The following is a 13,484-nucleotide window of genomic DNA, read 5'->3' on the forward strand; positions in this document are numbered from 1 at the left end:
GTACGCAAAAGAAACAACTGTCGCGCGTCAGTGTGCCAGGACAAAGCCCCGCCGGACGGGAGCCCCACTGCATAGGCAACATGCCGGGGGGTCGGTATACTCCGGGGCAATTATGCTTTATTACAAGGATTTGACCATGAAGCGGCTGTTCACTGCCCTCATCGCGCTCGTCGCCGTCACCACCCTGCTCAGTGGCTGTGGCCAGAAAGGCCCACTGTACCTGCCGGATGATACCCAGTCCGCACCTGCGCAAGACAGATAAGGACGGCTCATGAACACCTTCGAATACCGCGACGGCTCGCTGTTCGCGGAAGGTGTGGCGTTGTCCGCCGTTGCCCAGCGCTTCGGCACGCCTACCTATGTCTACTCTCGCGCTCACATCGAGGCGCAGTACCGCGCCTACGCCGATGCGCTGGCCGGCATGCCACACTTGGTGTGTTTCGCCGTCAAGGCCAACTCCAACCTCGGCGTGCTGAACGTTCTGGCGCGCCTGGGCGCGGGCTTCGACATCGTCTCGCGCGGTGAGCTGGAACGCGTTCTGGCCGCTGGCGGCACTGCCGACAAGATCGTCTTCTCCGGCGTCGGCAAGAGCCGTGACGATATGCGCCGTGCCTTGGAAGTGGGCGTGCACTGTTTCAACGTCGAATCCACCGACGAGCTGGAGCGCCTGCAGCAGGTCGCAGCCGAGCTCGGCAAGACCGCGGCGGTCTCCCTGCGCGTCAACCCGGACGTGGACGCGGGCACTCACCCGTACATATCCACCGGCCTGAAAGAAAACAAGTTCGGTATCGCCATCGCCGATGCCGAGGCGGTTTACGCCCGCGCTGCCGCCCTGCCCAACCTGGTGGTGGTCGGCGTCGATTGCCATATCGGTTCGCAGCTGACCAGTCTGCCGCCATTTCTCGATGCGCTCGACCGCCTGCTGGTGCTGGTCGACCGCCTTGCCGAGCAGGGTATCCACCTTCGTCATATCGACCTGGGCGGCGGCCTCGGCGTGCAATACCGCGATGAGCAACCACCACTGGCCGGTGACTACATCCAGGCGGTGCGCCAGCGCATCGAAGGCCGCGATCTGGCACTGGTGTTCGAGCCGGGTCGCTTCATCGTCGCCAACGCCGGCGTGCTGCTGACCCGCGTGGAATACCTCAAGCATACCGAGCACAAGGATTTCGCCATCGTCGATGCGGCGATGAACGACCTGATCCGCCCGGCCCTGTATCAGGCCTGGATGGACGTGGTGCCGGTACAGCCGCGCGAAGGCGCCAGCCGTCAGTACGATATCGTTGGGCCGATCTGCGAAACCGGTGATTTCCTCGCCAAGGAACGCGACCTGACGCTGGCCGAAGGTGACCTGCTGGCCGTGCGCTCGGCGGGTGCCTATGGCTTCGTGATGAGCTCCAACTACAACACCCGCGGGCGCGCCGCCGAGGTGATGGTGGATGGCGAGCAGGTCTTCGAGGTGCGTCGGCGAGAAACTCTGGACGAACTCTTCGCGGGCGAAAGCCGCCTGCCGGAGTGATGCCGATGTTATTGCGATTTACCAAGATGCATGGCCTGGGTAACGACTTCATGGTTCTCGACCTGGTCAGCCAGCATGCCCATATCCAGCCCAAGCACGCCAAGCAGTGGGGCGATCGCCACACCGGCGTCGGCTTCGATCAGTTGCTGCTGGTCGAACCGCCGCAGCATCCGGACGTGGATTTCCGTTACCGCATCTTCAATTCCGACGGCAGCGAAGTGGAACAGTGCGGCAACGGCGCGCGCTGTTTCGCCCGCTTCGTACTGGACAAGCGTCTGACGGTGAAGAAAACCATCCGTGTGGAAACCAAGGGCGGCATCATCGAGCTGCAGGTTCGCGCTGACGGCCTGATCACCGTGGACATGGGGGCGCCGCGCCTGGTGCCCGAGCAGATCCCCTTCCAGGCCGACGCCGAAGCCCTGAGCTACGCCGTCGAGGTTGAAGGCAAAGCACACGAGCTGGCGGCAGTCTCCATGGGCAACCCCCATGCCGTGCTGCGTGTCGATGATGTCGACAGCGCGCCAGTGCACGAACTGGGGCCAAAGCTGGAGCATCACCCGCGTTTTCCACAGCGGGTAAACGTCGGTTTCCTGCAGGTTGTCGATCGCCAGCGCGGCCGCTTGCGCGTCTGGGAACGCGGCGCCGGGGAAACCCAGGCCTGTGGTACCGGGGCCTGCGCCGCAGCCGTCGCCGCGATCCGCCAGGGCTGGATGGACTCGCCCGTGCAACTGGAACTGCCAGGCGGCAAGCTGACCATCGAGTGGGCAGGCCCTGGCCAGCCGGTTATGATGACCGGCCCCACCGTGCGCGTGTACGAAGGACAGGTTCGCCTATGACAGACCAGCAGGATTCGCCCAAACCCCTGGACTCGGCAACCGTCGCCGCCTACCTGCGCCTGCACCCCGAGTTCTTCATCGACCACGATGAACTGATCCCTGAACTGCGTATTCCGCACCAGCGCGGCGATACCGTGTCGCTGGTCGAGCGTCAGGTCAAACTGCTACGCGAACGCAATATCGAGATGCGCCAGCGTCTGTCGCACCTGATGGACGTGGCCCGCGACAACGACCGGCTGTTCGACAAGACGCGCCGCCTGATACTCGATCTGATGGACGCCAGCAGCCTCGAAGAAGTGGTCAGTTGCGTCGAGGACAGCCTGCGCCGTGAGTTCCAGGTGCCCTTCGTGGGGTTGATCCTGTTCAGTGACACACCGCTGCCGGTCGGCCGCAGCGTCAGCAGCGCGGAGGCCCATCAGGCCATCGGTGGCCTGCTGGCGGGCGGCAAGACCATCTGCGGTGTGCTGCGCGAGCACGAGTTGAACTTTCTGTTCGGCGAGGCCGGCGCGGACGTCGGCTCGGCGGCCGTGGTTGGCCTGTCGTATCAGGGCCTGCATGGCGTGCTGGCAATCGGCAGTGCCGATTCGCAGCATTACAAGAGCTCTCTGGGCACGCTGTTTCTAGGCTATATCGCCGAAGTCCTGTCGCGAGTGTTGCCACGGTTCTCCACACCGCTGCGTTCGGTCAGGTAATACCCAGACATTCGGAGCACTCGAAGGTCGGGCGTAAGCCTCACGCCTGAGCACTCGATGGGTTAAGTCGCGCGCGAATGTCTGAAGACACCAAGGGCTTGTACCAGGCGCCGCTAACCCATCCAACGGAGTTTTTAGCGTGAAGCTTGCCGCCGACCTTGAGGCCTATCTCGAACACTTGCGTAGCGAGCGCCAGGTGTCTGTCCATACCCTGGATGGCTACCGCCGCGACCTCAACAAGCTGCTTGCCTACTGCGAGAAGGAACAACTCGCCGATTGGGGCGCCCTCGATACCTCACGTCTGCGTCGCCAGGTGGCTCGCCTGCACATGGAAGGCCAGTCGGCACGCAGCCTCGCGCGCCTGCTTTCGGCCACTCGTGGCCTGTATCGCTATCTGATCCGTGAAAACCATTGCCGCCACGACCCCGCCAGCGGCCTGACACCGCCCAAGGGCGAGCGCAGGCTGCCAAAGGTGCTGGATGTGGATCGCGCCAGCCAATTGCTCGATGGCGCTCAGGAAGACGACCTCATCGCCCGCCGCGATCACGCCATGCTCGAACTGTTCTATTCCTCGGGGCTGCGCCTGTCGGAGCTAGTCGCGCTCGACCTCGACGGCCTCGACCTGCCTGCTGGCCTGGTGCGAGTGGTCGGCAAGGGCAACAAGGTGCGTGAGCTGCCGGTCGGCAGCAAGGCCCGTGAAGCCCTGGAGCAATGGCTGCCACTGCGTGCCCTGGCCAACCCGGCGGATGGCGCGGTATTCATCAGCCGTCAGGGGCGACGCATCGGCGCCCGCGCCGTGCAGTTGCGAGTGCGCCAGGCGGGCATCAGCGAACTCGGTCAGCACATTCATCCGCACATGCTGCGTCACTCCTTCGCCAGTCATATGCTCGAATCCTCTCAGGATCTGCGCGCGGTGCAAGAGCTACTGGGGCATGCCGACATCGCCACCACGCAGATCTACACCCATCTGGACTTCCAGCACCTGAGCAAGGTCTACGACAGTGCTCATCCACGGGCCAAACGCCGCAAGGAACAGGACTCATGAGTATCCGCCTGGTCACCTTCGACCTCGACGACACCCTGTGGGACAACCGCCCGGTGATTTTGGGCGCCGAGACCGCTATGCGTGACTGGATCAGCGCCCACGCACCGCGCCTGGCAAGCCAGCCGGTGGATTACCTGGGGCAGACCCGCGGCCGCCTGCTGGAGGCCGAACCCAGCCTGAAATATCGCCTTAGCGAGCTACGCCGCCGAACCCTGCGTCACGCCCTGGAAGGCGTTGGTCATGCGCCTGACGAAGCCCAACACCTGGCCGAAGGCGCCTTCCAGGCCATGCTCGAGGCACGGCATGCGATCACCTTCTTTGCCGATACGGTTACCACACTAGAGCAGTTGGCCAACCAGTATCATCTCGGGGTAATCACCAACGGCAACGCCGACGTACGCCGCCTGGGCTTGGCCGACTACTTCAGCTTTATCCTCTGCGCCGAAGAGTTGGGCGTCGGTAAACCTGACCCCAAGCCGTTCCAGGAGGCGCTCAGCCGCTCCGGCATGCAGGCCGAACAGGCCGTGCATATTGGTGATCATCCCGGCGACGATATCGCCGGCGCACGCGCAGCGGGCTGGCGCGCGGTATGGTTCAACCCGGAAGGCAAAGCCTGGGCTGGTGACGACGAGGCCGACGCACAGATCCGCAGCCTCAGCGAGCTGCCAGCATTGCTGCAGCGCTGGGCGTAGCGCCCCACCGCCACTGCATTTTCGAACCCCTAAAACGCAAAAGCCCACCTTCTCAGGCGGGCTTTTGCGTGTGCAACCGGCTTTGCCTCAGATGGGGCGACTGCCGTATTTGCTGTCTGGCTTCTTGGGCGGATCGGACACCACATTGGGCTCCACCTCCTGCACCCTGCCGCCACGCGACAAGAACTCGTCCATGGCGCGAGCCAGGGCATCACGCTCCTTCTGCTTGGCTTCGACACTCGGCAGCTCTTCTACCTCTACCGCCTTCTTGGCCTTGCCCTTGGCAGGCGCTGCGCTGCTGGATTCGCTTTCGTCATCGCCATCATCGCTATCCGCGGCCGCCAGCTCCTCACCGTCGTCCTCGTCAGCACCTTCCAGCTCGTCTTGTTCCAGTTCTTCGTCGCTCATGTTCAGCCTCATGACTTGCGAAAAGCAGGTTAGTTATAGCCCAGTCGTCCGTCATTGCCGAACACCTGGAAAAAATTCAATTTGCCGTACCTTGCAAGGTCGCCAGCACTCGACGCGCACCACCCTGCTCACGGTGCTCGCCGAGATAAATCCCCTGCCAGGTACCCAGCGCCAGACGCCCATGACTCACGGGGATCTGCAACTGAACACCCAACAGGCTCGACTTGAAGTGCGCCGGTAGATCATCCGGGCCTTCGTCGCAGTGCTCGTAGCCCACCGCGTCCTCAGGGACGAGACGGCGAAAAAAGCGCTCGAAGTCGCGGCGTACCGCCGGGTCGGCATTCTCGTTGACAGTCAGAGACGCCGACGTGTGCTGCAGCCACAGGTGTAACAGACCCACCCTATAGCTCGCCAGTTCCGGTAACGCATCCTGCAATTCATCGGTTACGAGGTGAAAGCCTCGCGCCCGTGGACGCAGGGTGATCAGCCGTTGCTGCCACATGTTCGTCGTCCTCTTTTCAACGGGCGCATTCTAGCGCGCCGCAGAAAAAAACAAAGGGCGCCTGAGCGCCCTTTGCGATTGTTCGACCATCATTTTTCGTGATGAGGTGCTGGAAGGTCGAAACCTTCCGGCCCTGACGATTAGATCACTACTTGTTGGTGAACTCGGGATAGGCTTCCATCCCGCACTCGACCAGGTCGACACCGTCGTATTCCTCCTCCTCGGATACCCGCAGGCCAACCGTTGCCTTGATGATGCCCCAGACGATCAGGCTGGCAATGAACACCCAGGCGAAGATGCTGCCAATACCCAACAGTTGTGCGCCAAGGCTGGCGTCGCCATTAGTCAGGCAGACAGCCAGAGTGCCCCAGATACCGGCAGCGCCGTGTACGGAGATGGCACCGACCGGATCGTCGATCTTGATCTTGTCAAAGCCGAGGATGGCGAACACCACCAGCACGCCACCGACACCACCAATCAGCGTGGCCTGCAGTGCGGTCGGCGTCAGCGGCTCCGCGGTGATCGATACCAAACCAGCCAGAGCGCCGTTGATGGCCATGGTCAGGTCAGCCTTGCCGAACAGGATGCGTGCCACAATCAGTGCGGCGATCAGGCCACCGGCAGCGGCCATGTTGGTGTTGACGAACACCTGAGCCACGGCGTTGGCGTCCTCGATGGTGCTCATCTTCAGCTGCGAGCCACCGTTGAAGCCGAACCAGCCCATCCACAGGATGAACATGCCCAACGCTGCCAATGGCAGGTTGGATCCCGGAATGGCATTTATCTGCCCATTGACGCCGTATTTACCCTTGCGCGCACCGAGCAGGATCACCCCGGCCAGCGCAGCTGCAGCGCCAGCCATGTGCACGACACTGGAGCCGGCGAAATCGAGGAAACCGGCTGCATCGAGGAAACCACCGCCCCATTTCCAGAAGCCCTGAACCGGATAGATGATGGCGGTCATGACCACTGCGAAGGCGATGAACGCCCACAGCTTCATGCGCTCAGCTACGGCGCCAGACACGATGGACATACAGGTAGCGGCGAACACGACCTGGAAGAAGAAGTCAGAACGGGCGGCATAATAAGGAACGTCTTCGCCACCAGCCAGCACGGACTCGACGCTGTTCTCGTCGCCGATCAGAAAGCCGAAGCTCGGCAGGATGCCGCCTTCAGGGCTGGAATACATGATGAAGTAGCCGATCAGCAGATACATGACGCAGGCAATGGCGAACAGGGCCACGTTCTTGGTCAGGATTTCGGTGGTGTTCTTGGCGCGCACCAGGCCAGCTTCGAGCATGGCGAAACCAGCGGCCATCCACATCACCAGGGCGCCGCAAATCAGAAAGTAGAAAGTATCGAAACCGTACTGCAAAGCAGTCAGTGCTGTGTTGTCCATTTTTCACCTCTAGCCGTCGCGCTTGTCTGTGCGCTGTTCGGTCGAGGCGCCCGGGTTGGCTCCGGGCGCACTCCGTGTGCTTTGGGCCCGCCACACGCGGCGAGCCCCTGAGACTTACAGGATGTAACCGCGCTCGTTGTGCTGAGCCAGGTCGAGGCCGACCGACTCCTCTTCTTCAGTGACACGCAGCCCCATGACCACATCGATGACCTTGAGGATCACGAAGGTGACGATGGCGGTGTAGATCACGGTGAAGGCAACGCCTTTGAACTGGATCCACAGCTGCAGGCCGATGTTCTCGACTTCGCCGAAACCGCCCAGGGCAGGCGCTGCGAAGATACCGGTCAGCAGTGCACCGACGATGCCGCCCACGCCGTGTACGCCGAAGACGTCCAGGGAGTCGTCGTAACCCAGTTTGCGCTTGAGGCTGGTGGCGCAGAAGAAGCAGATCACGCCGGAAGCCAGACCGATGATCATCGCGCCCATCGGGCCGACGGTGCCGGCAGCAGGGGTGATGGCGACCAGGCCTGCAACCACGCCAGAGGCGATGCCCAGAGCGCTAGGTTTGCCGTGGGCGACCCACTCGGCGAACATCCAGCTCAGTGCAGCGGCGGCGGTGGCGATCTGGGTAACCAGCATGGCCATACCCGCGGTCTGGTCAGCGGCAGCAGCGGAGCCAGCGTTGAAGCCGAACCAGCCGACCCACAGCATCGCGGCACCGATCAGGGTGTAACCCAGGTTGTGCGGCGCCATGGCCACGCTCGGGAAGCCCTTGCGCTTGCCCAGCACGATGCACGCCACCAGGCCAGCGATACCGGCGTTGATGTGCACCACGGTGCCGCCAGCGAAGTCCAGCACGCCCCAATCCCACATCAGAGCACCGTCGCCACCCCAGACCATGTGCGCGATTGGCGCATAGACAAGGGTGAACCATACGGTCATGAACACCAGCATCGCCGAGAACTTCATGCGCTCGGCGAAGGCACCGACGATCAGTGCAGGGGTGATGATGGCGAAGGTCATCTGGAAGGTGACGAATACGCTTTCCGGGAAGGCCGCGGTCAGCGATTCTTTGGTCAGGTTGCCGAGGAACATGTTGCCCAAACCGCCCACGAAGGAGCTGAAGTTGGTCACGCCGGCTTCCATCCCGGTGGTGTCGAACGCCAGGCTGTAGCCGTAGGCGAACCACAGGAGGCTCATCAACGCGGTGATGGCGAAGCACTGCATCATGACCGACAGAACGTTCTTGGAACGCACCATACCTGCATAGAACAGCGCCAAGCCGGGAATGGTCATGAACAGCACCAGGGCAGTGGCGGTCAGCATCCAGGCGGTGTCACCGGAATTCAGCGTCGCTTCCTGCGCCATGGCCATGCCGGGGAAAAACAGGGACGAAAGGGCTCCGAGCCCTGCGACTTTTCGCAGAGTCATGATTTAACTCCTGGGACGATTTTGGGGGGTGGGGGCGGAGCTTAGATCGCGTCGGTATCGGTTTCGCCGGTACGGATGCGGATCGCCTGTTCCAGGTTTACAACGAAAATCTTGCCGTCACCGATCTTGCCGGTGTTGGCAGCTTTGGTAATGGCTTCGATGACACGATCCAACTGATCGTCGGCGATGGCCACGTCGATCTTCACCTTGGGCAGGAAATCGACGACATATTCGGCACCGCGGTACAGCTCGGTGTGACCCTTCTGACGGCCGAAGCCTTTCACTTCGGTCACGGTGATGCCTTGCACCCCGATTTCCGACAGCGACTCGCGGACGTCGTCCAGCTTGAACGGCTTGATGATGGCAGTGACTAGTTTCATGAAACTCTCTCCCGTGTAAGGTGGACTTGCCCCAGGAATTTTTACCCCGCTGCAAGTCTAAGCTCAGTGTCTGGCTTTTGTATGCATCGGTTGCCAAGACAGGCTGATCCGATACCACCAACTGCTCCCGGCGAAACATTCCCCGCCCGCACGATACAACCGAACCGCATCGGTGCATGGGTCAGTAGCGACTAAGCAGAAAGCTTGCCAATAACGGCAAAGCGCCTCCTTATCAGGATGTTACGGGCATACAGAGGTTTGCCTGGAAACATCCCGAGCGGATGACGCACCAGAACAGCGCCACACCCCCCCTCGACACGCACAGAGTTGGTGCACCCGCCTCAGGCAGCCCCCAAAAATGCCGTGCTACACTGCCGACACTCGTTTTCGGAAGGTTCTTATGCTGCCACCCAAAGCTCTGCTCGACGCCCTTAGCAGCCAGGCCACGCGCCTGCTCAGCGGCGATACTCCCTTGCCACGCAGCGAAATCGAGAGCCAGCTCAAGGCTCTATTGCAGAGCACATTCAGCAAGCTGGATCTAGTCAGCCGCGAAGAATTCGATAGCCAAATGGTAGTGCTGGCCCGCACTCGTGCACGCCTTGAAGCTCTGGAAGCCAAGGTCGCGGACATCGAGTCGCGCAACACGACAGCACAGCAAACATCGGCCGAGTAACGTACGCGGTAAATAAGTAGTATCTGTTGAAGCTTCAGTGCGCTCGCACAGCAGCGCCGGCAGCCCCAAAGATCAAGGAGTGATCGATGTCATTGGCCGTAGTCCACAGCCGCGCCCAAGTCGGCGTAGACGCCCCCGCTGTTACCGTCGAAGCCCATTTGGCCAACGGCCTGCCATCACTTGCGCTGGTCGGTTTGCCGGAAGCAGCTGTCAAGGAAAGTAAGGATCGCGTGCGCAGTGCCATCCTCAACTGCGCACTGGATTTCCCGCCACGCCGTATCACGCTGAACCTGGCCCCGGCTGATTTACCGAAGGACGGAGGCCGTTTCGACCTGGCCATTGCCTTGGGTATTCTGGCGGCCAGCGGACAATTGCCAGCAGACTCCCTGACCCCACTCGAATGCCTTGGGGAACTGGCGTTATCTGGCGCCATCCGCCCAGTACAAGGCGTGCTGCCTGCGGCTCTGGCGGCCCGGGGAGCCGGGCGCACCCTTGTGGTGCCCAAGGAAAACGCCGAAGAGGCCAGCCTTGCATCCGGGCTGACGGTGCTAGCGGCTGGGCATCTTCTGGAGCTGGTCGCGCACCTGAACGGCCAGACGCCATTGGCCGCTTATCAGGCGCAGGGCCTGCTACGCCACACTCAACCCTATCCAGACCTAGCCGAAGTGCAAGGGCAAACCGCTGCCAAGCGTGCCCTTCTGGTGGCCGCTGCCGGGGGCCACAATCTGCTACTGAGCGGGCCACCCGGCACGGGCAAAACTCTACTGGCGAGCCGCCTACCCGGCTTGCTACCACCACTGACAGAGGAAGAGGCCCTACATGTTGCAGCGATTCGCTCGGTGGCCAGCCACACCCCTTTACAGAGCTGGCCACAACGACCATTTAGACACCCTCATCACAGCGCATCGGGGCCGGCATTGGTGGGTGGCGGCAGTCGTCCTCAACCCGGAGAAATCACCCTCGCCCACCATGGTGTGCTTTTTTTGGATGAACTGCCGGAATTCGACAGACGCGTCCTTGAAGTGCTTAGAGAGCCACTCGAAAGCGGCCAGATCGTGATAGCCCGAGCTCGCGACAAAGTCAGCTTCCCCGCCCGCTTCCAGCTCGTCGCCGCCATGAATCCCTGCCCGTGTGGTTTCCTGGGCGACCCCAGCGGGCGCTGCCGCTGCAGCCCGGAACAGATTCAGCGCTACCGCGGCAAACTGTCTGGCCCACTACTCGACCGTATCGACTTGCATATCACCGTTGCGCGGGAAAGCACTGCGCTCAGCACACCGCCGGACAGTGGTGAAAGCAGCGCAACGGCGGCTGCCTGGGTCGCTACGGCGCGGGATATCCAACTGCAGCGCCAGGGCATGGCCAATGCCTTTCTCGACCTGCCAGGGCTGCGTGAGCACTGCGCACTGAGTGACATCGATCGGCAGTGGTTAGAGCACGCCTGCGAACGCCTGACCTTATCGCTGCGCTCGGCTCATCGTGTGCTCAAGGTCGCACGCACGCTGGCAGATCTGCAGGCGCAAAAGGCGATCAGCCGCCAGCACCTGGCAGAGGCCCTGCAGTACCGCACCAACCTGTGAAACACGCAGAAATAAGCTGAACGAATCCACATGCAAACCTATCGATAGCTGGCACATTCAAGAAACCGTCTATCGCGGTGGTACAATGCCCGGCCTTCCGCCTTTGGCGGCCATCCGATAAACCGAGTCGATTCTCCATCCGCCCGTCAGCCGATCTGGCCTATGCTCGATCAGGTAGGCGCGTACGTCATGGACTGACTCTGAACAAGGAGAGCTAGCTCGATGGAGGCACCACAGTCTTCCCGCTCCACCCTCAACCCGCCGGTCTTTTTCGGCTCTACGTTCCTGATCGCCTGCCTGGTGATCTACAGCACCGTGTTCAAGGACAATGCACAGAGCGTATTCAGCGCTACTCAGGCGTGGATCATCGAAAACGCCAGCTGGGTCTACATCCTCTCCGTTGCGCTGATTTTGCTCTTCGTGGTGTTTCTCGCGGTGAGTCGCTATGGCGATATCAAGCTAGGCCCTGACCACAGCGAGCCCGAATACAACAACACCACCTGGTTCTCCATGCTGTTCTGCGCCGGCATGGGCATCGGCCTGATGTTCTTCGGTGTCGCTGAGCCGGTGATGCACTTCATCGCACCACCGGTGGGCGACCCACAGACCGTCCAGGCAGCCAAGGAGGCAATGAAGCTAACCTTCTTCCACTGGGGTCTGCATGCCTGGGCAATCTATGCCGTCGTCGCACTGATCCTGGCGTACTTCGCCTACCGGCATAATTTGCCGCTGACCCTGCGTTCGGCGCTTTACCCGCTGATTGGTGACCGTATCTATGGCCCGATCGGACATGCGGTGGACATTTTCGCGGTGATCGGCACCGTTCTCGGCGTGGCGACTTCGCTGGGTTATGGCGTGCTACAGATCAACACAGGCCTGAACCACCTGTACGGCTTACCGACCACCACGACCGTGCAGATTGGCCTGCTGATTGGCACCATGGGGTTGGCGACCCTCTCTGTAGTGAGCGGGCTGGACAAGGGTATCCGTCGTCTCTCCGAGATGAACATGATCCTCGCCGTTATCCTGCTGTTGTTCGTGCTGGTACTCGGCCCCACCGTGTTCATTTTGCAGACATTCGTGCAGAACACTGGCGCCTACCTCTCGGAGATCGTCAGCAAGACCTTCAACCTCTATGCGTACGAGCCTACAGACTGGATCGGTGGCTGGACACTGTTCTACTGGGGCTGGTGGCTGTCCTGGTCACCGTTCGTGGGCCTGTTCATCGCACGTATTTCCCGCGGTCGCACGATTCGCCAGTTCATCAGCGGCGTGTTGGTCGTACCCGCCGGTTTCACCCTGCTGTGGATGACCGTATTCGGCGACACGGCGATTCATATGATCATGGTCGACGGGTTCACCGACCTTGCCCTAGCAGTCGACAAGGACAGCTCACTAGCACTGTTCGCCTTCCTCGAACACTTCCCGCTGTCGATGATCCTGTCGCAGATAGCGATCATCATGGTCGTGGTGTTCTTCGTCACCTCGGCGGACTCGGGTGCCATGGTGGTGGATATGCTCGCCTCGGGCGGCCAGGATCGGACACCGGTCTGGCAGCGCATCTTCTGGGCAGTGCTGATGGGCGTAGTAGCCGCTTCGCTGCTGCTGGCCGATGGCCTCAAGGCCCTGCAGACTGCGACCATCGCCAGCGCCCTGCCCTTCGTGATTGCGCTGCTGGCTTCCATGTGGGGGCTACTGCGAGCCCTGCGACTGGATGCCGCCAAGCGTGGCCTGCGTGATCAGGTCTCGCTCAGCTCGCGCGGCAGCACCAGCCCTGGAGGCTGGCAACGTCGCCTGCGTAGCATGGTCATGTTGCCGCGCCGCGCCCACGTAAACCGCTTCATCGTCGATACCGTTCTGCCCGCCTGTGAGCAGGTGGCAGAGGAGCTGCGCAAGCAAGGTCGAGAATCCAAAGTGGAAAGCGGTGAAGATGGCCGCGTAACGCTATCGGTCAGCCACGGCACCGAGACGGATTTCGAGTATCAAGTGCGCCCACGCGCGTTGATCCAGCCAAGCTTCGTGATGCGCGATACCAGCGATGACAGCAACGAAGAGCGCAAGTACTTCCGCGCCGAAGTTCACCTCAACGAGGGCGGCCAGGATTACGACGTGATGGGCTGGAACCGCGAAGAAGTGATTGGCGATATCCTCGACCAATACGAGCGCCACATGCACTTCCTGCATCTGACTCGCTGACGCGTCCTGACGCGTCGCGCAATACAAAACGCCCGGGCCAATGCCCGGGCGTTTTCGTTGGGGCTCGCATTCGTCTCGGCAGGCAGCGCCAACTGGCGCGTTGATGACATCCATGGCGAGTAGGAGTCGGCTTG

The 13,484-nt window shown here is 61.7% G+C and carries 14 protein-coding genes; 9 read left to right on the top strand and 5 right to left on the bottom strand.

Annotation, left to right across the window (positions count from 1 at the left end; translation table 11 throughout):
* The first annotated feature begins 136 nt into the window (after window positions 1-136).
* The 6 genes from lptM to ACZ3GY_RS17640 all read left to right on the top strand — a co-directional run bounded on the left by lptM (window position 137) and on the right by ACZ3GY_RS17640 (window position 4,784).
* Window positions 137-262, top strand: a complete 126-nt coding sequence (gene lptM / locus ACZ3GY_RS17615) for an LPS translocon maturation chaperone LptM (RefSeq protein WP_082045717.1) — start codon at window positions 137-139, stop codon at window positions 260-262.
* A 9-nt stretch (window positions 263-271) separates the two neighbouring features.
* A complete protein-coding gene (lysA, locus tag ACZ3GY_RS17620; RefSeq protein ID WP_465911326.1) occupies window positions 272-1,519 on the top strand; it encodes a diaminopimelate decarboxylase in 1,248 nt (415 codons plus the stop codon).
* Window positions 1,520-1,524: 5 nt separating this feature from the next.
* Entirely contained in the window at window positions 1,525-2,355 is an 831-nt protein-coding gene (gene dapF, locus ACZ3GY_RS17625) for a diaminopimelate epimerase (RefSeq protein WP_463562616.1), read from the top strand.
* The gene (locus tag ACZ3GY_RS17630; RefSeq protein WP_463562617.1) at window positions 2,352-3,047 is read left to right on the top strand and encodes a DUF484 family protein; all 696 of its coding nucleotides are present in this window, start codon (window positions 2,352-2,354) and stop codon (window positions 3,045-3,047) included. The genes dapF and ACZ3GY_RS17630 overlap by 4 nt, the downstream gene beginning before the upstream one ends.
* 139 nt (window positions 3,048-3,186) lie before the next feature.
* Window positions 3,187-4,092, top strand: a complete 906-nt coding sequence (gene xerC, locus ACZ3GY_RS17635) for a tyrosine recombinase XerC (RefSeq protein WP_463562618.1) — start codon at window positions 3,187-3,189, stop codon at window positions 4,090-4,092.
* Complete coding sequence (locus ACZ3GY_RS17640; protein ID WP_465911327.1) at window positions 4,089-4,784, top strand: HAD family hydrolase; 696 nt, start codon at window positions 4,089-4,091, stop codon at window positions 4,782-4,784. Before xerC ends, ACZ3GY_RS17640 begins: the two co-directional genes overlap by 4 nt.
* Before the next feature lie 87 nt (window positions 4,785-4,871).
* On the opposite strand, the gene sutA is transcribed toward ACZ3GY_RS17640, so the two are convergent.
* From sutA to glnK, 5 genes are all read right to left on the bottom strand, one after another.
* Window positions 4,872-5,192: a dormancy-specific transcriptional regulator SutA gene (gene sutA / locus ACZ3GY_RS17645; protein ID WP_463562620.1), complete on the bottom strand. Its 321-nt coding sequence runs from the start codon at window positions 5,190-5,192 to the stop codon at window positions 4,872-4,874.
* A gap of 76 nt (window positions 5,193-5,268) precedes the next feature.
* Window positions 5,269-5,694, bottom strand: coding sequence for a secondary thiamine-phosphate synthase enzyme YjbQ (locus tag ACZ3GY_RS17650; protein ID WP_463562621.1), 426 nt, complete (start codon window positions 5,692-5,694; stop codon window positions 5,269-5,271).
* A 148-nt stretch (window positions 5,695-5,842) separates the two neighbouring features.
* On the bottom strand, window positions 5,843-7,093 hold the full coding sequence (locus ACZ3GY_RS17655) for an ammonium transporter (protein ID WP_465911328.1): 1,251 nt from the start codon (window positions 7,091-7,093) through the stop codon (window positions 5,843-5,845).
* A gap of 114 nt (window positions 7,094-7,207) precedes the next feature.
* A complete protein-coding gene (locus ACZ3GY_RS17660) occupies window positions 7,208-8,524 on the bottom strand; it encodes an ammonium transporter (protein WP_463562623.1) in 1,317 nt (438 codons plus the stop codon).
* 41 nt (window positions 8,525-8,565) lie between these two features.
* Window positions 8,566-8,904, bottom strand: coding sequence for a P-II family nitrogen regulator (glnK, locus tag ACZ3GY_RS17665; RefSeq protein ID WP_003096476.1), 339 nt, complete (start codon window positions 8,902-8,904; stop codon window positions 8,566-8,568).
* Window positions 8,905-9,304: 400 nt separating this feature from the next.
* Between glnK and ACZ3GY_RS17670 the strand changes: the two genes are divergently transcribed.
* From ACZ3GY_RS17670 to ACZ3GY_RS17680, 3 genes are all read left to right on the top strand, one after another.
* Window positions 9,305-9,577, top strand: coding sequence for an accessory factor UbiK family protein (locus ACZ3GY_RS17670; protein ID WP_465911338.1), 273 nt, complete (start codon window positions 9,305-9,307; stop codon window positions 9,575-9,577).
* 86 nt (window positions 9,578-9,663) lie between these two features.
* Window positions 9,664-11,154: a YifB family Mg chelatase-like AAA ATPase gene (locus ACZ3GY_RS17675; protein ID WP_465911339.1), complete on the top strand. Its 1,491-nt coding sequence runs from the start codon at window positions 9,664-9,666 to the stop codon at window positions 11,152-11,154.
* A gap of 222 nt (window positions 11,155-11,376) precedes the next feature.
* Window positions 11,377-13,350: a BCCT family transporter gene (locus ACZ3GY_RS17680; protein WP_463562626.1), complete on the top strand. Its 1,974-nt coding sequence runs from the start codon at window positions 11,377-11,379 to the stop codon at window positions 13,348-13,350.
* Window positions 13,351-13,484 lie beyond the last annotated feature (134 nt).

The sequence above is a fragment of the Pseudomonas sp. PME37.24/006 genome (assembly GCF_055556635.1).